Origin of the sequence: Demequina flava, from assembly GCF_000975035.1 — a bacterium.
GTDB lineage: Bacteria > Actinomycetota > Actinomycetes > Actinomycetales > Demequinaceae > Demequina > Demequina flava.
Window position 1 is genome coordinate 325,884 of record NZ_BBRA01000001.1, and the last position, 22,597, is coordinate 348,480.

Sequence of the window (22,597 nt, forward strand, 5' to 3'; positions counted from 1 at the left end):
GATATTCGCACTTGGAGGGACCGCGACATGAGCCACGTCACGCGCACAGCCGCGACGCAGGCCCGCGCCTCCGTGATGTGTTCCAGCCGCTCGAGCATGTGCTGCCGCATGTGCGTCGAGTGCTGCTGTCTGTAGAGCGCTGGCACGAGCTCGCGGGGAGCCCCGCGACAGATACCCGCCGCCAGCGCTCGAAATAAGGAATCACCACGATTCACTCTGCGTTACCCACTCCAGCCGCGCCCCACATCGGGGCACCAACACCAAAGGAAGAGAACCCATGGCAAAGATCTATGAGGACGCCACAGCCCTCATCGGTAACACCCCGCTGGTCAAGATCAACTCCCTCACCGAGGGCATTGACGCAACCGTGCTGGGCAAGCTCGAGTTCTACAACCCCGCCAACTCCGTGAAGGACCGCCTCGGTGTCGCCATTGTTGACGCTGCCGAGAAGGAAGGTTCGCTCAAGCCCGGCGGCACCATCGTCGAGGCCACCTCGGGAAACACCGGCATCGCGCTCGCGATGGTCGGCGCAGCCCGCGGCTACAACGTCGTGCTCGCAATGCCCGAGACCATGTCGAAGGAGCGCCGCGGTCTGCTGCGCGCATTCGGCGCCGAGCTCGTGCTGACCCCCGGCCCTGAGGGCATGAAGGGTGCGGTCGAGGCTGCCAACAAGATTGCCGAAGAGCGCCCCGGTTCCATCCTCGCGCGTCAGTTCGCCAACGAGGCCAACCCTGAGATCCACCGCCGCACCACGGCCGAGGAGATCTGGAACGACACCGACGGTGAAGTCGACATCGTCGTCGCTGGTATCGGCACCGGCGGCACCATCACCGGTGTCGGCGAAGTCCTCAAGGCCAAGAAGCCTGAGATCCAGATCGTCGCCGTGGAGCCCAAGGAATCCGCCATCCTCAACGGTGGCCAGGCCGGTCCTCACAAGATCCAGGGCATCGGCGCCAACTTCGTGCCGGAGGTCCTCAACACCGAGATCTACGACGAGGTCTTCGACGTCGACTCCGAGACCGCTGTTGCAGTGGCACGCGCCACCGCACGCAAGGAAGGCCTCCTGGTCGGTATCTCCTCGGGTGCGGCACTGCACGCAGCCATCGAGATCGCGAAGCGTCCCGAGAACGCCGGCAAGACGATCGTCACGATCATCCCGTCGTTCGGTGAGCGCTACCTGTCGTCGGTGCTGTACGCCGACCTGATGGACTAAGGAGAACCCTTCCTCTATGTCTGACCGCATCGGCCCTTTGAGACTGGCTCTCGAGGACATCCGCACCGCCCGCCGCCGCGACCCCGCGGCGCGCTCCAATGTGGTGATTGCGCTGTCCTACCAGGGCGTCCACGCCGTGTGGCACCACCGTGCCGCCCACTGGCTGTGGAACCACGGTCTCAAGAGTTACGGCCGTTTGTGGTCGCAGTACGCCCGCCGTCGCACCGGGATTGAGATTCACCCCGGTGCGACGCTGGGGCGCCGCCTGTTCATCGACCACGGCATGGGCGTCGTCATCGGCGAAACTGCAGTAGTCGGCAACGACGTCCTGCTGTTCCACGGCGTCACGCTGGGCGGCACGACGATGAGCCCGGGCAAGCGTCACCCCACTTTGGGTGATCGTGTTGTGGTGGGTGCTGGCGCCAAGGTCCTCGGACCCGTGCACGTGGCGTGCGATGCGCGCATCGGCGCCAATGCGGTGCTCGTCAGGGATGTCCCTGAAGGCGCCACGGCCGTCGGCATCCCGGCGAAGATTCGCAGCCACCCGTCCGAGCGCGAGGCCAACACCGCGGCCTCGGCTGTGGACTGGGGAGACTCACAGCATCACCCCGACCCCGATGCCCCGCCGGAGGGTGTCGAGCAGCGCGAACCGGCGATGTACTACATCTAACCGCTTCTCGACCAACCAACTGTCAGACAAGACCCCTGGCAAAGACCTCAACAACACCCTCGAGTGAGGTAAGTCACTTCGTCTCCCACATTTGGGAACGACTTGCTAGGGTGACAACCAGAGCAGTTGCTCACTAAACGTGGCGCGTCCCTCAGCCGCGCCGACGACGAAGGCCCCCTCCTTACGGTGGGGGCCTTTGTCGTTGTCTGGCGAAGAGGCTAGGACGCGAAGGACCTGAGCATCCAGGCGGTCTCCTCGTGGAAGCTCAGACGCGCGTTGTATAGGTCGGCGGTGGCGCCGTCGCCGGCCTCGTCGGCTGCGTCAGACAGCGGACGGATCAAGGCGGCGACCTTCTCGTGGTCACGCTGGAGGTTGGTCACCATCGTCATCGCGTCGTCGGTGGGCTCGTGGTCCTTGAGGCTCGTAAGTTCGAGCATCTCTGCCATGGAGCCGGGCGCGGTCTCCCCGAGGGCGCGCATGCGCTCGGCGAGCTCATCTGCGGCCAAGAACATCGCGTTGTACTGCTCCTCAAGCATGAGGTGCAGCGACCGGAAGTGCGGGCCCGTAACGTTCCAGTGGTACCCGTGCGTCTTGAGGTACAACGTGAACGTGTCCGCGAGCGTGCGGGCCAGGCCGGCGTTGATTTCCTTGAGGTTGGCCTCATCAATTCCGATGGCGGGGGTCGTGGCGTCAGCCATGATGCATTCTCCTTTTCGAATCGACGTACAGGGACTACACCAGTCATAACGGGTAGGTCACAGTCATCATTCCCGGGCCATTTCGAAGTGCGGGAATGACCGGCTGACAGTTACGGTTCCAGGTATATGAACACGTCACCTTTGGAGCCAGTCCCCACTGAGGGTGGGTCGTGCCCGGCGCAGGCCACCGGCCAACTCCCGGATGATGCCGCGCTCACGCAGGTGCTGGGTCAGGCCCAGACCGTGGCGGTCGTGGGCGCCTCGCCGAATGACCAGCGCACCTCGTACGCGATTGCCGTGTGGCTGATGGAGAACACCCCGTATCAGGTGTTCCTCGTGAACCCCATGGCCGTTGGCGAGGAGATTCGCGGCCACGCCTTCTACTCCTCGCTCGCGGACCTGCCCGTCACGCCCGACATCGTGGACGTGTTCCGCCGTAGCGAGCACGTGCCGCCGGTAGCTGAAGAGGCTGTCGAGGTGGGCGCGCGGGTGCTGTGGATGCAGTTGGGCGTCGTCAACGAGGAAGCCGCGACGGTGGCACGCTCCGGTGGCTTGACTGTGGTGCAAAACCACTGCATCAAAGTGGAGTACGCCCGCCTGCGCGACGAGATCGCGCAGCACCAGCACTGACACCACCACGGCGCCGCCACGGGAGCCGTGTCAGAATCTGAAACATGAGTACCCCGGACGGCTACCGCCGCGTCTCCATCGACTCCTCACGTGCCAGCGAAGTCCTGCACGTGGACTCCTTCGCGTTTGCGTTTACCGTTCCCGACAAAGATCGGGACTTCCTGACTCAGATCCTGCCGTGGGAGCGCACCCGCGCCATCGAGGTAGCCGATGCCTCACGCGGCACAGTGGGAACGCTCGCCGCGGTCCATGCAAGCTTTGAATTCGGCATGCAGGTGCCCGGCGGCCACCAGATCCCGACGTCCGGGCTGACCTGGGTTGGAGTCCACCCGGGCCACCGGCGGCGAGGGCTCCTGCGGGACATGATTGATGACCACTTCGAGCGCTCATTGGGGCGCGGCGAGGCGGTGTCGATCCTCATTGCGGCCGAGACCGAGATCTATCAGCGCTTTGGCTACGGACTTGCGACCTCCGATATCCAGATGGAGTTGGGGCGTTCAGTGGGCCTACGGGACTTCCCTGGCGCCGACGCGCTGATCGTCGAGATCGATACCGCGAACGTAGATCGCCACGGCGACACGATGCGCGCAGTCCAGGCCCGGCAAACCCGTCCCGGGATGGTGACCCAGTGGGATTCCCACACGGTCGCGGACGTGCTCATGGACCTCGACGCCGACCGCGATGGCGCCGAGGAACTCCGGATTGCGATCGTGCGCGACGGCGATGAGCCGGTGGCATGGGCCCTGTTCCAGCGGAAGCTCGGCTGGGGATCCTCAGGTCCCGACGGTCGCACCCGCGTGCGCATGTGGGCCTCCACCTCCCCCGCCGCCACACACCGTCTGGTGAAAGTCCTCACCGACTTTGACCTGATGAGCACCACAGTCATGCGCAACTTCACGGCCGATGACCCGCTCTTGCTGCGCATCAAAGACATTCGCGGAGCCAAGCTCGCCGTCAGGGACATGATCTGGCTACGCGTCCTCGACGTCCCCGCCGCCCTCCAAGCACGCTCATACGCAGCCGACTGCGACGTGGCGCTCGCCATCACGGACAAGCAACTTCCGGGCAACGAGGGCACGTGGCGCATCCGCGCGTCCGAGGGAACCGCAACTGTCACCCGCACCGACGAACCCGCGGACGTCACTGTCGCCGCCCAGGAACTTGGTGCCGCGTACCTTGGCGGAACCACGTTTGCCCAGCTGCATGCAGCCGCATTGGTGAGCGAGCATCGGCCCGACGCGGTGCGCGACCTATCCCGCGCCTTTGCCTGCGAGGTAGCGCCAGCTGGCAACCTCTTCTTCTAGCCTTCCGAAGCCGCGCAAGGAAATCTCGATTTCATTCGAGACGCACAACCTGGGAAACTAGGGGGTATGAAGAAGGCACAGGGTTACCAGTCCATCTCCGTTCCCGAAGACCGCCTCGACGATTTCTTCCAGGTGGTGCAATGGGCATTCGTTGGCGAATGGCTCAAGGAAGACCGGCAGGACTACATCGACGCCCTGCCGACAGAACGCGCCCGCGCACTCGAAGTCACCGATGAAGCGCGCGGCGAAGTCGGCGAACTCGTGGCCGTCCACGCGTCCTTTGGCACGGAAATGGTCACCAACGGTGGCCGCCGTGTCAAGACCGCTGGCCTGTCGTGGCTGGGTGTCCACCCCGCCCACCGTCGCCGCGGCCTCATGACCGCCATGATGCGCGACCACTTTGACCGCTGCATTGAGCGCGGCGAGGCCGTCAGCGCTCTGTACGCGATGGAAGCGGAGATCTACTCGCGCTTTGGCTACGGCATGGCGTCGCAGACCGTGAAGGCATCGATCCCCCGCGGTTCGGCCATGTGGCCCGTGGACGGTGTCGACGACCTCAACATCCGCATCGAGCGCGCTGACTTCGACAAGCACGACCAGCTCGTCGCGGACCTGCAGGCCAAGTTGACCCGCCCGGCGACGATCATCAACCCTGAAGGATCGGGCCGTAACGCCCGCTTCACCGACCCCATCGGGAACCGCAAGGGTTACGAGAAGTGGCGCATCGCGATCGTCGAGGACCGTGGCGAGCCCGTCGCCTATGCGTTCTTCCGTCGCAAGGCGGACTCCGAGATCGGCATCCACGACGGCGTGTGCCAGGTGCGCGAGCACGGTTCGCTCACGCCCGCCGCGTCACAGAAGCTGTGGCAGACGCTGCTCGACTTTGACCTCGTGGGCACTACCCACACCGAGAACCTTGCGATCGACGACCCGCTGCTGCACCAGCTCAAGGACGCCCGCGGCGCGCGCTCCAAGGTCATCGACAACCTGTGGGTTCGCCTGCTGGACGTCAAGACCGCGCTCGAGGCCCGCGAGTACTACCACGACTGCGATGTCACGTTCTCGCTGACGGACCGTCACGTGCCGGCCAACGCGGGCGTGTGGCGCATTGTCGTTGAGGGCCCTGACGCGACCGTGACCAAGATCAGTGACAACTCCTCGGATGAGGCGGACCTGTCGATGGACACGCGTCGCCTGTCCACGATCTACCTGGGCGGCACGTCAGTAGAGTCGCTGTCCGCAGCCGGCCAGATCGCCGAGCACACGCCCGGTCAGGCACGCGAACTCGCCGTGGCGATGCTGTCGCCGATCGCGCCGCTCACTAACTGGGACTTCTAAGCCCTTCGCCAGGTGGACCGCATCGCTCACGCATGCGGTTCGCCTGCGTGAGCGCCCCCGCTCGAGTAGGACGTTTGGGTCACTAATCAGGCGAAAAGTGACCCAGATCGCCTACTTCAGGGGACTCGCCGTCTAGCGACTAGCCGCGCGACTTCTCGTACGCGGTCATCTCATCGACGCGTCGCTGATGGCGCGCGTCACCGCTGAACGGCTCGTTGATGAAGGCGTCCGCGATGGCGGTGGCTTCCTCGAGGGAGTGCATGCGTCCGCCGAGCGAACCCACCTGCGCGTCGTTGTGCTGACGAGCCAGGCGCGCAATTTCCTCTGACCAGATGAGCGCGGCCCGGATGCCGGTGACCCGGTTCGCCGCGAGCTGCTCACCGTTGCCGGAGCCACCGATCACGATTCCGAGCGAGCCCTCATCGTCACGCGTGCCCTCCGCTGCCGCGATGCAGAACGACGGATAGTCGTCCTGGGCGTCATACTCGTGCGCGCCATGGTCCACGACATCGTGGCCCGTAGCGGTGAAGTGGGCCTTGAGGTGCTCCTTGAGCTCCCATCCGGCATGGTCCGCGGCGATGTGGATACGCATAGGAACATCTTGCCAGGGTGCGGTGCCGGCTCGCGACCGTAGGGCCGATGCCTGGGCCGGGCTGGAATCCGTCCTCGCCGTGAGCGAAACGGCACCTGGGTGCCTGGCCCGCGCACGTAGGGTGAGAATATGGCAAAGCATTCAGGAATTGACCAGTCCGAGTTTTCCCCCTCCATTGCCCCCGGCGATGACTTCTTCCGCTACGTGAGCGGGCCGTGGGAGGAGGCGCACGTCATTCCTGACGACCGCTCCGCCGACGGTAGCTTCTACACACTCCGCGATGAGGCGGAGAAGCACACGCGCACCATCATCGAGGCGGCCGAGAAGGACTCGCTCATCGGTGCCCTGTACTCGAGTTTCATGGACGTCGCCAAGGTCGATGCCCTGGGTTCAGCACCTCTGGATGAGGACCTGGCGCAACTCGACGTCGCCGACCACGATGCCCTGGCCACGGCTGTGGGCCGTCTGCAGCGCACCGGCGTCGCAGGTCTCGTCGGGTACTACGTCTTCGCAGACAAGAACGCCCCGGACCGCAACGTCGTCTACCTCAGCCAGTCCGGCATCGGCCTGCCTGACGAGGCCTACTACCGCGAGGACTCCTACGCCGAGGTCCGCGACAAGTACACCGCGCACATCGACGCGATGGCCGCGCTGACCGGCCAGGACTTCACCGGCGCGGAAATCCTCGCGCTCGAGACCGCGATCGCCAAGCACCACTGGGACGTCGTGAAGTCCCGTGAAGCCGAGCTCACGCACAACCCCGCGACGCTTGCCAGCCTCGCCGAGCAGGCCCCCGGCTTCGCATGGTCGACCTGGGCGGATGCAATCGAGTTGCCCGCCGCCGCACACGAGCTGCTCGTCGTAGGCGAGCCAAGTTACTTCGAGGCCGTCGCCGCCCTGTGGGCTGAGACTGACGTCGAGACGTGGAAGCGCTACTTCGCGTGGCGCATCGTCTCCTCGCGCGCCCCGTACCTCACGGAAGAAATCTCGAAGGCGAACTTCTCCTTCTACGGGACCGTGCTCTCGGGCGCGACGCAGCAGCGCGAGCGCTGGAAGCGTGGCGTGGGCTTCGTGGAGGCCGTCGCGGGCGAGGTCGTGGGCCAGGAGTACGTGAAGGAGCACTTCCCTCCGGACCACAAGGAGCACATGGACCGCCTGGTCGCGAACCTCATCGAGGCCTACCGTCAGTCCATCACCGGCCTCGCTTGGATGACTCCCGCGACTCAGCAGCGTGCGCTGGACAAGCTGGCGAACTTCACGCCCAAGATCGGCTACCCCGAGAAGTGGCGCGACTTCACCGGCCTTGAGGCGTCCGCGGATGACCTGCTGGGCAACGTGCGTGCCTCGTGCCGCTTCGACGAGGACTGGGAGTGGTCAAAGATCGGCAAGCCGGTTGACCACACCGAGTGGCTCATGACCCCGCAGACTGTCAACGCGTACTACCTGCCGACCGCGAACGAGATTGTCTTCCCCGCCGCGATCCTGCAGCCGCCGTTCTTCCACCCTGAATCCGACGACGCTGTGAACTACGGCGGAATCGGCTCCGTGATTGGTCACGAGATCGGCCACGGCTTCGACGATCAGGGCTCCAAGTACAACGGCTCCGGTGCGCTCGAGAACTGGTGGACTGAGGACGACCGCTCGGCCTTCATGGAGCGTGCCAACAAGCTCATCGCACAGTACGACGGCTACTCCCCCAAGCAGCTGAACGGCTCGCACCACGTCAACGGCGCTCTCACAGTCGGCGAGAACATCGGCGACCTCGCGGGCGTCGAGATCTCTCTCAAGGCCTACGAGATTGCGCTGGGACACCCCATCGACGAGGCGCCGGAGATCGACGGCCTGACCGCCAAGCAGCGCTTCTTCATCGGCTATGCCCTCACCGAGCGCATGGTCACCCGTTCCGAGGCCCTCATCACGCGCATCGCGATGGACCCGCACTCCCCGAGTGAGTTCCGCGTCAACGGCATCGTGCGCAACGTCGCAGCCTGGTACGACGCCTTCGGCGTGACCGAGGACAACGAGCTCTACCTGCCCGAGGACGAGCGCGTCGCTATTTGGTGATCGCCACCGCGCCGCTGCGGGGTTACAGTAGTCAGATACTCCGCAGCGGAGTTGTTCATTCCCCCTCAGGAGGCGCCTATGGCTGAGAAGACGAACATCGAACTGATCGACCCGAAGGCTGACGAGGCCGCCACGGATAACGGTGGCGGATGCTGCGGCGGAAGCTGCGGTTGCGGCCAGTAAGGTCGACCCAAAACTTCTAGACAGAAGGCGGGATCGGAGCACTGAGCTCCGGTCCCGCCTTTTGCGTCTCCACACACTTCGCCGTCGCCCCTCATCCTCCGTTTTCGGGGAGGGCCGATGCCTGGGTTCCGTTTTTGGGACATAGGCGCCCGTTTCGGCGCCCATCCGGGCATTCATGTCCTATTGATGTTCGGCGCGCACAGGGCCGATGCTCGGGTTTAAGCCGGCGGTGCTGTCGCCTGGTCGTGGGCGAGGGTTGCGTAGAGCCCGCCGGCCGCCATCAGGTCGCGGTGCGAGCCCGACTCCGCGATCTTCCCCGCGTCGACGACGTGGATGACGTCAGCGTCCCGGATCGTGGAGAGCCGGTGCGCCACCACCAGAGTCGTACGCCCGCGTGCGGCGCGATCGAGTGCGCTCTGCACCACGCGTTCGGACACGGTGTCGAGAGCGCTCGTCGCCTCATCCAGCAGCAGCACGGGCGGGTCCTTGAGCAGCACGCGCGCGATCGCGATGCGCTGCTTCTCTCCACCAGACAGACGGTAGCCACGCTCTCCGACGAGCGTGTCGTAGCCGTCCTCGAACTGTGTGATCTGCTCGTGGATGTTAGCGGCCCTGCACGCCTCTTCTAGCTCTTCGTCAGTGGCGTCCGGCTTGGCGTACCGCAGGTTGTCGGCGATGGATGCGTGGAACAGATAGGTCTCCTGGCTCACTACGCCGACCTCGTCGACGATCGATGCATGAGTCAGGTGACGCACATCCTCGCCCGCGAACTTCACCGCTCCGCCCGTGGCCTCATGAAGGCGCGCGGCGAGGTACACGATGGTGGTTTTGCCGGCCCCGGAGGGGCCCACGAAGGCAACCGTCTGCCCTGGTGACACGGCAAACGAGACTCCATCCAGCGTCGGCCGCAGCTCAGGCGAACTGCCCGGATACCGGAACGTCACGTCGTCAAACTCCACCGATCCCAAAGGACCGGGAGCCTCGGAGACGTTCCGAGCATCGGGCTTATCCGTGATCTCCGGGGTGAGGTCGAGGTACTCAAAGATGCGCGCGAACAGCGCCCGTGAGGTCTGGATCTCGAGCGCGACGCGCATGAGCGCCATGAGGGGGAACAGCAGGCGTCCCTGGATCGCAGTGAACGCGACGATGGTTCCGGCAGTGATGGACGGTTCGAATCCCTGATCGAGCGACCGCGCGATCAGATAGCCCGAGACCAGGTAGATCACCGCAGGCACCGAGCTCATGATGACGTTGACGAGCCCAAAGAACCACTGTCCCGACATCGACAGGCGCACCTGGAGGTCCACCTGGTTGTCGTTCTCTGCGCTGTAGCGCTCAGACTCCAGGCGTTGACGATTGTGGACCTTCGAGAGCAGGATTCCGCTGACAGACAGGGTCTCCTGCGTGATCGCCGTCATTTCCGACAGCGACTCTTGAGTACGTGACGCCAGTCGCGCGCGGACCTGCCCGACTTTGCGCTGCACCATCACGAGAATCGGCATCATCACGACAGCCACCAGGGTGAGCCGCCAGTCCAGCAGGATCATCGCGACCAGCGAGGCGATCACCGTGACCGTATTGCCCACGATCGACGTCACGAATGTGGTCAGCACGCCGGAGACGCCGCCCACATCGTTGCCCAGCCGGGACTGGATGTCGCCGGTGCGCGTGCGGGTAAAGAAAGCGAGGTCCATCGACTGCAAGCGGTCAAACAGGCGGGTGCGAAGGTCCCCCGTGACCTTGTTGCCCACAGACGAGGTGATGTAGGTCTGCCACACGCTCAGCGCCGCGACCAGCAGGAAGATCACAATGACCAGTCCCACGAGTTGCGCGAGCAGCGTGAGGTCCGGGCCCGGTGCATCCTGCGGGAACAGCGCGTCGTCAAAGATCCGCTCGATGAGCAGCGGAGGGATTACGCCGGCCGATGCTGTGATCAGCACCAGCACAGCCGTCACCGTGAGCGCGGCACGGTAGGGCTTGAACAGTGCGCCGACGCGGCGCCACAGGTGCGGAATGTCGGGGGCATCCGCATTCGCAGCTCGCTGAGCGGCCTCATCTCGTTTGGCGACTCCCCTGCCTGAGCCGCCGCCCATGACTGCGCGGCGGGACCCTGGAGGCGCGGGAGTATGCATGGCCACAGCCTAGAGTGACGGTGTGACTCGCATTTCCCCTCCTCGTGTGACCTCTTGGAGTTTCCCGGCGCTCGTGAGCGCGGACGCCTACGACGTTGACGAGGGCCCGGTGTGGGAAGACCTCGAGTTTGTTCGCCTCGATATGAGCGATCGCGACTTCACTGATGCCGTGTTCACCGGGTGCCGATTTGAGGGTGTCGACCTGGCGCAATCACGTCTACGCGGGGCTTCCTTCACGGACTCGCAGATTGAGGCCGTCACCGCATCGGCGATAGAAGCTCCTCATAGCCGGTGGGCGCACTGCAGCATTGAAGTCTCACGGTTCGGTGCCGCTACCTGGCATGGCAGCACGTGGGATCAATGCCTCGTACGCGGATCCAAAGTCGGTTACGCGAACCTCCGCGCGGCGACCATCACCGACACTGTGTTCGAGGACTGCACCTTTGACGACCTCGATCTCATGGACGCCACGCTGAAGCGCGTGGCGTTTCGAGGTTGCCGCGTGGGGATGCTCACTGTGCGGGGCGCGGAGCTCACCGATGTCGATCTGACGGGTCTCGACTTCGACGGAGTCGATGACCCGGTAGCGCTTGCCGGAGCCCTCGTCTCGCATGAGCAACTCCTGGCGTTGGCGCCACTCATGGCCGCCAAAGCCGGCATCATCGTCGACGACTGACCACTGCTGGAACAATGGCCTCCATGTCAGCCGCGCCGCACCTGTGCTACTTCGAACCCCGCATCCCCGAGAACACGGGGGCTGCGATTCGCCTGTCCGCAGTGACGGGCGCGCATCTTCACCTCGTGGAGCCGCTCGGCTTCGACCTGTCCGAGCCCAAGCTCAAACGCGCGGGACTCGACTATCACGACCTCGCATCCGTGACCGTGCACGCAGACTTTGATGCGTTTGCCGCCGCTATGCCGGAGTCGCGCATCTTTGCCTTCACCGCGCATGCAGAGACGATCTACTGCGACATTGAGTACCGGCCCGATGACGTGTTGCTCTTTGGCCCCGAGCCCACGGGGCTGCCGGAAGAGGTCATGGCGCACCCGCGGGTCTCGGACCGAGTGCGCATCCCCATGATCCCGGGCCGCCGCTCGCTCAACCTCACTAACGCCGCGTCGCTCGTGACGTATGAAGCCTGGAGGCAGGCCGACTTCTCCTGACAGCAGGCCTTGTGGAAAAGCACCGCCGTGCACGACAATCGCCTCAGCTCAACGAAAGGCTGGTCATGGAGACCGTCGTCATTTCCTTCCTGCTGGTCACGGGTGCTTTGTGCATCCTGGCTCAGGCCATCGTCACCGTATACCGCCAGCGAGAAGCTGCTGCGACATCGGTCGCTCTCTTGGAGAAGTCTCAAGCCAAGTCTGCGCCAAAGCCACGAGCCAAGGCCTCCACGGCGAAAACCACCGCGGCGAAAACCAGTGCCGCTAAGTCGACGGCGAGCAAGACCTCTGCCGAGCCGGACCCTGCCGACAGCGACAATTCCGGAGACGAGGAAGCCACCCCCACCACGCGGATGCTGGCGACCGTGGCCGGCGTACTCGGCGAGCGCACCCCCGCGGGCGCCCAGTTGGGCCTGCTGGGAGTGGGCCTCATGCTCATCGCCGTGGTGATGGTGCTCGACGTTTCGATCGCCTTCTCCATCAACACCTAGGCGAAATCGCTACGGCGTCGGATTCCGGTCGTCGTAGTCGCGGAACGTCTGCCCAGTGCGGGAGCGTGTCACGCGCGTCAGGACGCCCACGAGGCAAATGATGAGCAGTCCGCCAAACAAAGGCGGGCACCACAGGGCGACGGCGGTCGCGAAGATTCCTGCGTACATATCGCCGATGCGGGGGCCGCCGGTGACGACAACGACGAAAATTCCTTGGAGTCGCCCGCGCATTTCGTCCGGGGCCGCCTTGAGCGTCATGGTCTGGCGGAAAATCGCGGAGACCTCGTCCGAGGCGCCCATTCCGGCCATCGCGAGGCTCAGCAGAATGAGTGCTGGCCAGTAGATGCCGGACCAATCATCTGCCGCGTCGTGCGAAATCGCACCCATGACGAGCACTGTGACGCCGAACAGCGCCACGAATCCGCCGAACACGGCGATGGCTCGCGACACCGCCAGCCCGTGCCGGTGGATGCGCGCGACTGGCCCCGAGAACAAGCTCGCGAGAATGGTTCCTGCCGCACCGGCGGCCGTGAGGGCACCCACGGTCAGCGAGCCTCCACCCACGATCGTGGCGCCGAGCGCGGGGAACAGAACATACGGGCGCCCGAAGGTCATCGCAATGATGTCGACGATGAAACTCATGCGGATATTCGGTGCACGCTTCAAGAATGCGGCGCCCTCGCGGATCTGTCCCCAGCCGGCCTCAACCTTCTCCCCCAGACGCGGCAGCGATGGCAGCATCCAGATCCCGAGGAAGCCCGCGGTGAACAACACCGCATCGATCGCGAAGGTCCACGGAAGTCCCACGGTCGCAGCGAGCACGCCCGCGAGCGCAGGACCAACTGTCAACATGAGGCCAAAGCCGATGCCACCCAGGGCGGTGGCCCTCGAGATCATGTCCGGCGGCAGGATGCGGGGCGTGACGGAGGATCGCGTTGCCCCCGAGATGGTGGCGGCCACGGCGTTGACGGTTGTGACGAGGTAGAACGGCCACACCGGCGCATGCGCACCGTCGCCTTGGAGGACCGCGTCCCACGTCGACAACGCCACGAGCGCGAGGGTGCTCGCCCACGCGGTGAGTGAGGAAATGATGAGGATGCGACGACGATCAAAGACGTCGGCCAACATCCCGCCCCACAGTCCCGCAATGATCATGGGGATTAGCGCGATGCCGCCCACCAGGCCTACAGCGAACGTGGATCCGGTGATCTCGAAAATCTGCAGCCCGACGGCAACGATCGACATTTGTGAGCCAATGCCGGCGATCACACCACCGATCCACAGCCGCGCGAAGGCGGGAGATGCTTTGAGTGGGGCGAGGTCGACGAGCCGGCGCTGGCGCTGGCGAGGGGCTTCCGTCTGGGTCACCGCACAAGTGTACGGACCGTGGCCCCGTGCAAAGTTTCGCTGATAGCGGTACGTGTTCTCGCATCGGCCGTGCCCGCCTCATGAAAGAATCTCGCTATGCCAGGTACAAACCTCACTCGCGCGGAAGCTGAAACCCGCGCCGCCATCGTCTCTACCGAGACCTACGACGTCGAGCTGGACCTCACCACCTCAGAGGAAACTTTCCACTCGACATCCACCGTCCGCTTCTCAGCCACTGCGGGCGAGTCAACCTTCATCGATCTGGTTGCACCCACGGTGCACCGCATCGTCCTCAACGGCGAGGAACTCGACCCAGCCACGCACTTCGAGGACAGCCGCATTGCGCTCCCGAAGCTCGCCGCGAGCAACGAACTCGTGGTCGAAGCCACCGGTGAGTACATGAACACCGGCGAGGGCCTCCACCGCTTTGTCGACCCCGAAGACGGCGAGGTCTACCTCTACACCCAGTTCGAGGTCGCGGACACTCGCCGCGTGTTTGCCGTGTTCGAGCAGCCTGACCTGAAGGCGCAGTTCACCTTCACCGTCACGGCGCCGGACCACTGGCACGTGCTGAGCAACAACCCGGGAACCTCAAGCAAGGTCGACGGCACCATCGACATCGCGGGCACTGCGCGCGGCAAGCTGCGCTGGGAGTTCACCCAGACCACGAAGCTCCCCTGCTACGTCACGGCTCTTGTCGCCGGCCCGTATCACGAGGTCGAGGGCACCGTGGAGTCCCGCAAGGGCACGCTGCGCGCCAACGTGTACTGCCGCGCCGCACTTGCGCCGTACCTCGACGCAGACGTGATCCTGGACGACACTCAGAACGGATTCGCGTTTTACGAGGACAAGTTCCAGATGGACTACCCGTTCGAGAAGTACGACCAGATCTTTGTCCCCGAGTTCAACGCGGGTGCGATGGAGAACGCCGGCTGCGTCACGTTCCTCGAGGACTACGTGTTCCGTTCCAAGCCGCCGCAGGCACGCGTCGAACGCCGCACCGTCACGGTGCTGCACGAGCTCGCACACATGTGGTTCGGCGACCTCGTCACCATGAAGTGGTGGAACGACCTGTGGCTGAACGAGTCCTTCGCGGAGTACGCCTCCACCGTCGCAACCGTGGAAACCACCAAGTGGAAGAACAACTGGGTCACGTTCAACTCGCTCGAGAAGACCTGGGCCGCTCGTCAGGACCAGCTGCCCAGCACGCACCCGATCATGGCGGACATCGCGGACCTCGAGGACGTTGAGGTCAACTTTGACGGCATCACCTACGCCAAGGGCGCTTCCGTTCTGCGCCAGCTCGCCGCGTGGGTGGGCGAGGACGAGTTCTTCGCGGGCGTCGCCGAGTACTTCCGCAAGCACCACCACTCCAACACCACGCTCAAGGACCTCCTGGTCGAGCTCGAGGCCACCTCCGGCCGCGACCTCAAGGACTGGTCCGAGGTGTGGCTTCAGAAGGCCGGCATCACGACCCTGCGCCCACAGATCGAGGTGGACTCCCACGAGGACATCGCGTACTTCGCCGTGCGCCAAGAGGTGCCTGAGGAGTGGCCCACGCAGCGTCCGCACCGTTTGGGCATCGGTGGCTACGACGTGATCATCGGCGACGACGGCAACGCACACCTTGAGCGCACCCTGCACGTCGAGATCGACGTCCGCGGAGAGCTCACGGAAGTTCCCGAGCTTGTCGGCAACCACCGCCCGGCGCTGATCCTCGTCAATGACGGTGACCTCGCTTACGCGAAGGTGCGCCTCGACGAGCAGTCCCTCGCCACGGCTGTGGAGCACGTCGCCGGGTTCTCGGACCCCCTGGCGCGCTCGATGGTGCTGTCCGCCGCATGGGACATGACCCGTGATGGTGAGATGCCGGCCCGTCAGTATGTGGAGCTCGTGCTGCGAGCGCTGCAGTCGGAGACCGAGTCCACGACCGTGATGGTGCTCCTGCGTCAACTCTCGACCACGCTCGGCTTGTACGTCCACCCCGATGTCGCCGACGAGGTCGCTGAGCATGCCGCAGACGCTCTGTGGGGCATGGCGCTGACCGCTGAGGCTAACTCGGACAGCCAGTTGCAGCTGGTGCGCGCATTCGCCACCCATGCCTCGACGGACAGCCACCTCGACACGCTCCAGGGCCTCATCGACGGCAAGCTGGTGCTCGAGGGCCTCGAGATCGACACGGACCTCACGTGGGATCTGCTTATCGGCCTCGTGGCCGGTGGACGGTGCGAAGAGGTCGCCATCGAGGTGCAGCTCACCAACGATGCCACCGCATCCGGCCACCGCCGCGCCGCTCAGGCTCGCGCGACCATCCCCACCCCCGAGGGCAAGCGCAAGGCCTGGGACGCATTGGTCAACGCCGAGAAGGACATGCCCAACGCACTGCAGTTCTCCGCGACTGCCGGCTTTGGCCACGTCCACGACACCGACCTCCTGGTGCCGTTCGTCGACGAGTACTTCGCCTCGGTGAGGCGCGTTTACGAGACCAAGACCAACGAGATGGCCACGACCCTCATCGAGGGCCTGTACCCCGTCGAGTTGGCCGGTCGCCTGCCTGAACTTCAGGACAAGGCCGATGCTTGGCTCGCCGAAAACGAGGACGCTCACAGCGCGCTCAAGCGCCTGATCATCGAAGGTCGCGACGGCGTGCGCCGCGCGCTCGAAAACCAGGCGGTTGACGGCGCCGAGTAGTACCGGCACTCACACGCGAAGAGGCGGGGTTGGCTGCGGCCGTCCCCGCCTTTTTGCGTGCCAGACTTAAACCATGCCAATCCTGACTCGTGAGGAGGCCGCCGCGCGATCCGCGGCAGTGCCGACCGCCACTTACTCCATCCACCTCGACTTCTCCCCTGCGGGCGACACCTTCCGCTCGACGACCACCGTCGAGTTCACCGCCGCCCCGGGCACGGACACCTTCATCGACCTCGTCGGCACCGCTACCAGCGTGACCGTCAACGGTGAGGCGCGTGAAGCATCGGCCCTTCAAACCGAGGACCGGATTGCGCTCACGGGGCTCAGCGGCGCGACGACCGTGACGATCGAAGCCGAGTGCGCCTACCGCACCACGGGCCAGGGCATCCACCGCTTCATCGACCCGGAGAGCCACGAGACCTTCCTGTACAGCCAGTTCGCGATCGACGACGCCCGCGGAGTGTTCGCCTGCTTCGATCAGCCGGACATCAAGGGCACCTTCGAGATTTCCGTGACGGCGCCCGATCACTGGAACGTTGCCTCGAACTCGATCGCGCCTGAACCCGTCGACGTGCCCGGCGAGACTATGGTCGCGGGCGTGAACCGTGGCCTGAGGCGCTGGGACTTCTCCCCCACGCCCCTGCTGCCCACCTATGTGGCAGCCATCGCCGCTGGGCCGTGGGCCTTCGTTGAGACCACGCTCAAGTCGGCGGGTGGCGACGTTCCAGCGCGCCTTTACGGACGTCCGCAGCTCGCCGACCACTTTGATGCCGAAGAGATCTTTGGCGCAGTGCAGGCCGGAATCGACCTGTATGAGCGCATCTTCGACACCGTTTACCCCTACGAGTGCTACGACCAGCTCTTCGCGCCCCAGTACAACCTGGGGGCGATGGAGAACGTCGGGCTCGTCACCATCAGCGAAGACAAGTTGCTGTTCCGGACGCGCCCCTCGCAGTCGGTGCAGGAGTCACGCCTGGTGACGGTGCTCCACGAACTCGCACACATGTGGTTCGGCAACCTGGTCACGATGCAGTGGTGGGACGACCTGTGGCTGAACGAGTCCTTCGCGGAGTTCGTCGGCACCCATGCGGGCGAGCGAGCGCAGAACCTCGACGGCGCATGGACCGCGTTTGGAGCCGAGCGGAAGTCCGTCGCATACGTGCAGGACCAGCTCCCCACGACCCACCCAGTGCTGTCGGATATCCCTGACATCGAGGCCGTCGCGGGTCAGTTCGACATGATCACGTACGCCAAGGGCGCGTCCGCGCTGCGGCAGCTCGCGCTGTGGCTGGGCGAGGACGTGTTCTTCGCCGGCGTGGCGCGCTACCTCAAGGCGCACGCATTCGGAAACGCGACCCTGCGCGACCTCTTCGATGAGCTCGAGTCCGTGTCCGGCAGGGATCTCACGGCCTGGTCGCGTGCCTGGCTCGAGACTGCCGGGCTCACCGCTCTGGGCGCGCAGATCGAGACCTCCGAGGGCGCGGTGACGTCGCTCACGGTCACCGAGGATGTGCCCGACGGCTCCGTGCACCACCCGCACCAGCTGCGTGTAGCTGGCTTCGGAGTGGGCCCGAGCGGCCTCGCCGAACTCTGGGCGCTCGACGTGTCCACCGACGGCGCGTCGACGCCTGTTCCCGAAGCCGCTGGCCTGACCGCGCCCGACCTGGTGCTGGCCAACCACGGCGACCTCACGTACGCGAAGGTGCGCCTGGACCAGCACTCGGCCGCCACGGCCGTGGCTCACGCCAATGACCTCCCTGCCGACGCGCAGGTCGTCGTCCTGGGCGCCCTATGGCACATGGTGCGCGATGGGCTTCTCCCCGCCGCCGACTACGTCGACGCAGTACGCCGCGCGGCTCCCGCGATCGCCAACCCCCAGGTCCTGGGTAGCCACCTCGCCAACGCGCAGGTCGCGATCCAGCGCTACGCGCCCGTGGTGGACGCTCCGGAACTGTCAGTGGCATGGGCCGATGCTTTGGCCGAGTTGGTCGACAGCGCTGAGGCTGGAAGCGATGCTCAGCTGCAGTTCGTACGCCGCTTCGCGGCGGCCGCCTGCACAACCGGCCACGGCGACCGACTGCACGGATGGCTCGAAGGCGGAGTTGACCTGCCCGGTCTGCCGATCGACACCGAGCTGACGTGGGACCTGCTGGGTGGCCTGGCCCGCGTGGGCGCGGTCGATGACAACGACATTGACGGCTATCTCTCTCGCGACCCGGGATCGGCCGGTGAGCGCCGCGCCGCGGGCGTCCGCGCCATGATTGCTGGCGCGGAAGCGAAGCAGCGCGCATGGAACCGCTTGGCCCGCCCGGCCGGCGCGGTCCCGGCCAACGCGATCGCGTTCGAGATCGCCTTGGGGCTCACCAGCTGCGCTGACCCCGAGATGCTCGCGCCGCTCCTCGACGACTTCCTGCACACCCTCCGCCCCACCTACGAGGCGATGGACCCGATGATGGGTGTGCGCGTCGCCAAGTACGTAATGCCGGTGACTCTTGCGGGGCGCGTGGAGGGGCTCGACACACGGCTCGCAGCATGGCTGACGGACAACGCCGATGCTCCAGGCGTCTTGCGCAAGGTCGTCACCGAGGCCCTCGATGACGTGCGACGGTCCCTCGCGGCTCAGGCCGCTTGAAGTAGCGGAAAGACTGGGTGGGGCGGTCCCGTCTCGGGATTGCCCCACCCGCTTCGCTCGCGCCTATCGCGCGGTGCGAACCGCCTTCATCAGCCGCTGTACCCGCGGCGAATCGAAAATGTCATCCAGAAGGATGGGCGCACCGTTGCCGTCGGCCAGCGGCACCTGCCAGTTCGGGTACTCGGTGTGAGTTCCGGGGTGGTTCTGCGAGCGGCGCTCCCCCACGGCATCGGTCAATGCCACCGAGGTCAGCAGCGCGGGTGACGCGAGCGCCAGCTTGTGAACCGCAGCGACCAGGTCTTCTTCTTCCCAGTCCTCGATCATCCAGCCGCGCGAACGCACGTAGTTCACGATCTGCTCGCGCTCGTGATCGCTCTTGGCACGTTCGTCGTCAATGGAATCGCCGATGAGTCCCAGTTCAGCGCGCGTCGCGATGTGGTCGCCAGCCAGGTAGGTGGCGGTAGGCGGCAGGTCGTGCACCGTGACTGACACGAGCGCGTCCGAGCGGTAGTTCTCGGGCGGGGTTGGCGAGCCGTCGTTCTCCTTCTCGAACAGCGCGACGACTGTGCCGAGCAGTCCTCGGCCATTGAGGTAATCGGAGACCCAGGGCTCAAGCGTGCCCAGGTCCTCGCCAATCACGATCGCACCGGCGCGCTGAGCCTCGAGTGCGAGAATGCCGATCAGCGCTTCGTGATCAAAGCTGACGTAGGCGCCGTCGCTGGGCTCGTGACCCTGCGGCACCCACCACTGCCGGAACAGTCCCAGGATGTGGTCGATCCGCAGCGCACCAGCGTGCCGGACTGCGGCACGCACCACGTCGCGGAACGGCAAGTACGCGTTGGCCTCGAGCGCACGCGGTTGCCACGGCGGCTGCGACCAGTCCTGACCGCGCTGGTTGTACATGTCCGGCGGCGCCCCAACCGATACGCCACGGGCCATGACAGGCCCCAGAGCCCAAGCATCGGCCCCAAACGGGTGAACACCAACGGCGAGGTCGGTCATGAGACCAATGCTCATGCCGGCGTCCTTCATGCGTCGCTGGGCGCGCTCCAACTGTTCGTCGGCGACCCACTGCAACCATGCATGGAAGAGGATGCGCTCGGAGTGCTCCTCGCGCCATGCCTCCACAGCAGCCCGGGCTCCGGTGGCCAGCTCTTCCGGCCACGGCACGCCGCGGTGGGCCTCCGCAATCGAGCACCACGTTGCGTAGTCCTCGAGCGAGCGGCCCTCGCGCATGCAGAACGCCTCGAACTGAGCCTCGCGTCCCGCGGAGCGCGGCGCTGCAAAGATCTGCTCGAGCCCCACGACCTTGGAACGCCACACGGCATCGCGGTCGATGTTGTCGCCTGACGCGTTCGCGCGGCGCGGTTTCTCCGACTCCCATGCCAGGACTGCGCGCTGCTGCGACGGCAGGTAGGACACCTCGGGGATGTCCTCGATACGGATGTACAGGGGCGACAGGAAGCGCCGCGATGTGGGCAGGTACGGGGAAGGCTCGATGGGAGCGACCGGCTCCGAAGCGTGGAGCGGGTTGATCTGCAGGAACGAGGCGTCGCCGCGCACGGACGCGAGCGCTCCCAGGTCACCCAGGTCGCCGAAGTCGCCGATTCCCCACGAACGCTCGGACCGCACGGAGTACAACTGGGCGGCAAGGCCCCAGGGCCGATGCTCGCGCACCCAGTCAGGCACGCTCACCTTGGAGGGGGTGACCACGACGTAGCCGCGGCCGCGGCGGCCATTGGTGGTCGCTTCGATCCGGTGCCAGCCCAAAGGCAGGTCACTCGGCAGCGCAAACGTCGCTCGCCCAATCGCGCGAGGGCCGTCTCCGCGCGGCGGCACCAAAATATCGAGCTGCTCGAGTTGGCGCTCGCCTCCGGCCTCAAGCGTGACCTTCACCTGTGCCGGATCCCCATGGGTCACATGAACTGGGATGTGCGCACCTTGGTGCTCACGCACCACCGTGACGGGAGGGACCAGACGGCTCCACTTGTGGTCATCGATGGCCGCGAGCGCGCGTTCACAGCCGGCGTCGTCAGTGGCATCCATTCCCATGGCGGCGAGGACCGCGCGGATGGAGTCGGGAGAGGAATCTCGACGCTGCCCGTCCCACCCGGTGTAGGACAGGGAGACCCCGCACTCACGTGCGAGGGTTGCCAGGGCTTCGCTGACACCGGACGGCGGCGTGTCACTCATGCCCCTATCCTGCCAGGGTCAAGGCCACCCGCGTAAGGCCTTGAGACCTAGTCGACACCGCATCGGTCCCCTGTCATTTCCGTATTGCGCGCAAGTGACTAACCTGGACATCGTGTTCGCCTTCAATTCGTCCGCAGACCCTTCGACGTCGCCCACGGCGTCCCCATCGCCGTCGCCCATCTCGGTGCCTGACTCAGAGGACATCGGCCAATGGCTGGACGGCGTAGAGCAGCGCGTCCCTAGCCTGCTCGCCGTCGTGGTGATCGCCTTCGTCATTTGGCTGGTCTTCCGCTACGCGATCAAGTTGTTTACGCGCAGCATTGAGCGCGGAGCGCCGATGTCCGACCCCAAGACGGTCGCGGCGCTCAAGAAAGCGAAGATTCGACTTCCGCAGCAAGACGAGGTCGATGCCCGACTTGAGGCTGAGCGCCGTCGCCAGCGTGCGCATACCTTGCAACGCGTCCTCAATTCTGCGCTCACGCTAGTCATCGTCATCATCGTGTTGATCACGATTCTGGGCGTCCTCGGCCTTCCAGTGGGGCCGATGCTGGCTTCCGCAGGAATCTTGGGTGTTGCCCTCGGTTTCGGTGCCCAGTCGCTGGTGAAGGACCTGCTGGCCGGAATCTTCATGCTGATCGAGGATCAGTACGGCGTGGGGGACGTCGTCGACCTTGGTGCCGCTGCCGGTGCCGTCGAGGAAGTCGGCCTGCGGTCCACCCGTCTCCGCGCCTTGGACGGCACCGTGTGGTACGTCCCCAACGGTGAGATCACCCGCGTGGGCAACATGACGCGCCTGTGGAGCCGCGTCATGGTCGAGGTGCGCTTCGCGTATGACACGGACATCGAGGCAGCTCGCGAGGCCATGATCGACGCGGTCAAGGCCGCTGCCGAGGAGTCTGACGAAGTGAAGTCTGCACTTCTGGGCGAGCCCGAGGTCGCCGGCATCGAGTCGCTCGAGTACAACGCGATCATGCTGCGCCTTATGTGCCAGGTGAACCCCGCAATGCAGTGGGACGTGCAGCGCGAGATCCGCCGCGAAATGCGCCGCATCTTTGGTGAGCGCAACATCCGCCTGGCCGTTCCCGGCGACGCGATGGTCATCGACGAGAAGCCCGCCAAGCGTGCGCCGCGCATTCGCGACCGTCGCCGCCCGCACGAGCAGCCCGTTGATGACGACGGCTCGCCCCTGCCCCCCGCCTCGGACGACCTCGACGGCGACGGCGAGGCCGACTGA

At 65.4% G+C, this 22,597-nt stretch carries 17 protein-coding genes; 12 read left to right on the forward strand and 5 right to left on the reverse strand.

Annotated elements, in window-relative coordinates; genetic code table 11:
- Window positions 1-277 precede the first annotated feature (277 nt).
- Both cysK and cysE read left to right on the forward strand, forming a co-directional pair.
- Window positions 278-1,213: a cysteine synthase A gene (gene cysK, locus AOP74_RS01500; protein ID WP_061960578.1), complete on the forward strand. Its 936-nt coding sequence runs from the start codon at window positions 278-280 to the stop codon at window positions 1,211-1,213.
- A gap of 16 nt (window positions 1,214-1,229) precedes the next feature.
- A complete protein-coding gene (gene cysE / locus AOP74_RS01505; protein WP_082095930.1) occupies window positions 1,230-1,883 on the forward strand; it encodes a serine O-acetyltransferase in 654 nt (217 codons plus the stop codon).
- A 218-nt stretch (window positions 1,884-2,101) separates the two neighbouring features.
- Here cysE and AOP74_RS01510 read toward each other — a convergent pair whose 3' ends face one another.
- Window positions 2,102-2,581, reverse strand: coding sequence for a Dps family protein (locus AOP74_RS01510; RefSeq protein WP_061960579.1), 480 nt, complete (start codon window positions 2,579-2,581; stop codon window positions 2,102-2,104).
- Window positions 2,582-2,707: 126 nt separating this feature from the next.
- Here AOP74_RS01510 and AOP74_RS01515 point away from each other — a divergent pair, with 126 nt between their 5' ends.
- The 3 genes from AOP74_RS01515 to AOP74_RS01525 all read left to right on the forward strand — a co-directional run bounded on the left by AOP74_RS01515 (window position 2,708) and on the right by AOP74_RS01525 (window position 5,853).
- Window positions 2,708-3,211: a CoA-binding protein gene (locus tag AOP74_RS01515; protein WP_082095931.1), complete on the forward strand. Its 504-nt coding sequence runs from the start codon at window positions 2,708-2,710 to the stop codon at window positions 3,209-3,211.
- A 44-nt stretch (window positions 3,212-3,255) separates the two neighbouring features.
- Complete coding sequence (locus tag AOP74_RS01520) at window positions 3,256-4,515, forward strand: GNAT family N-acetyltransferase (RefSeq protein ID WP_061960580.1); 1,260 nt, start codon at window positions 3,256-3,258, stop codon at window positions 4,513-4,515.
- Window positions 4,516-4,581: 66 nt separating this feature from the next.
- On the forward strand, window positions 4,582-5,853 hold the full coding sequence (locus AOP74_RS01525; protein WP_061960581.1) for a GNAT family N-acetyltransferase: 1,272 nt from the start codon (window positions 4,582-4,584) through the stop codon (window positions 5,851-5,853).
- A gap of 139 nt (window positions 5,854-5,992) precedes the next feature.
- Here the strand turns inward: AOP74_RS01525 and AOP74_RS01530 are convergent, their stop codons facing one another.
- Entirely contained in the window at window positions 5,993-6,445 is a 453-nt protein-coding gene (locus AOP74_RS01530; RefSeq protein WP_061960582.1) for a ribose-5-phosphate isomerase, read from the reverse strand.
- Window positions 6,446-6,574: 129 nt separating this feature from the next.
- On the opposite strand from AOP74_RS01530, the gene AOP74_RS01535 reads away from it, so the two are divergent.
- Window positions 6,575-8,509 carry a M13 family metallopeptidase gene (locus AOP74_RS01535; protein WP_061960583.1) on the forward strand — a complete coding sequence of 645 codons (1,935 nt, stop codon included), beginning with the start codon at window positions 6,575-6,577 and terminating at the stop codon, window positions 8,507-8,509.
- A gap of 401 nt (window positions 8,510-8,910) precedes the next feature.
- Here the strand turns inward: AOP74_RS01535 and AOP74_RS01540 are convergent, their stop codons facing one another.
- Window positions 8,911-10,785: an ABC transporter ATP-binding protein gene (locus tag AOP74_RS01540; protein WP_061960584.1), complete on the reverse strand. Its 1,875-nt coding sequence runs from the start codon at window positions 10,783-10,785 to the stop codon at window positions 8,911-8,913.
- A gap of 61 nt (window positions 10,786-10,846) precedes the next feature.
- On the opposite strand from AOP74_RS01540, the gene AOP74_RS01545 reads away from it, so the two are divergent.
- The 3 genes from AOP74_RS01545 to AOP74_RS01555 all read left to right on the forward strand — a co-directional run bounded on the left by AOP74_RS01545 (window position 10,847) and on the right by AOP74_RS01555 (window position 12,479).
- Window positions 10,847-11,500, forward strand: a complete 654-nt coding sequence (locus tag AOP74_RS01545) for a pentapeptide repeat-containing protein (protein WP_152649120.1) — start codon at window positions 10,847-10,849, stop codon at window positions 11,498-11,500.
- A gap of 23 nt (window positions 11,501-11,523) precedes the next feature.
- Window positions 11,524-11,988 carry a tRNA (cytidine(34)-2'-O)-methyltransferase gene (locus AOP74_RS01550; protein WP_061961867.1) on the forward strand — a complete coding sequence of 155 codons (465 nt, stop codon included), beginning with the start codon at window positions 11,524-11,526 and terminating at the stop codon, window positions 11,986-11,988.
- 65 nt (window positions 11,989-12,053) lie between these two features.
- Window positions 12,054-12,479, forward strand: coding sequence for a hypothetical protein (locus AOP74_RS01555; RefSeq protein ID WP_061960586.1), 426 nt, complete (start codon window positions 12,054-12,056; stop codon window positions 12,477-12,479).
- 9 nt (window positions 12,480-12,488) lie between these two features.
- Here the strand turns inward: AOP74_RS01555 and AOP74_RS01560 are convergent, their stop codons facing one another.
- Window positions 12,489-13,847 carry an MFS transporter gene (locus AOP74_RS01560; protein WP_082095933.1) on the reverse strand — a complete coding sequence of 453 codons (1,359 nt, stop codon included), beginning with the start codon at window positions 13,845-13,847 and terminating at the stop codon, window positions 12,489-12,491.
- Between the two features lie 96 nt (window positions 13,848-13,943).
- On the opposite strand from AOP74_RS01560, the gene pepN (AOP74_RS01565) reads away from it, so the two are divergent.
- Together pepN (AOP74_RS01565) and pepN (AOP74_RS01570) are read left to right on the forward strand one after the other, a co-directional pair.
- Window positions 13,944-16,538, forward strand: coding sequence for an aminopeptidase N (gene pepN / locus AOP74_RS01565; RefSeq protein ID WP_061960587.1), 2,595 nt, complete (start codon window positions 13,944-13,946; stop codon window positions 16,536-16,538).
- Window positions 16,539-16,611: 73 nt separating this feature from the next.
- Window positions 16,612-19,170 (forward strand): aminopeptidase N, encoded by a 2,559-nt coding sequence (gene pepN / locus AOP74_RS01570; RefSeq protein ID WP_061960588.1) that lies wholly within the window; start codon window positions 16,612-16,614, stop codon window positions 19,168-19,170.
- A gap of 63 nt (window positions 19,171-19,233) precedes the next feature.
- Here the strand turns inward: pepN (AOP74_RS01570) and malQ are convergent, their stop codons facing one another.
- Entirely contained in the window at window positions 19,234-21,363 is a 2,130-nt protein-coding gene (gene malQ, locus AOP74_RS01575; protein WP_061960589.1) for a 4-alpha-glucanotransferase, read from the reverse strand.
- A gap of 112 nt (window positions 21,364-21,475) precedes the next feature.
- Between malQ and AOP74_RS01580 the strand changes: the two genes are divergently transcribed.
- Complete coding sequence (locus AOP74_RS01580) at window positions 21,476-22,597, forward strand: mechanosensitive ion channel family protein (protein ID WP_236683695.1); 1,122 nt, start codon at window positions 21,476-21,478, stop codon at window positions 22,595-22,597.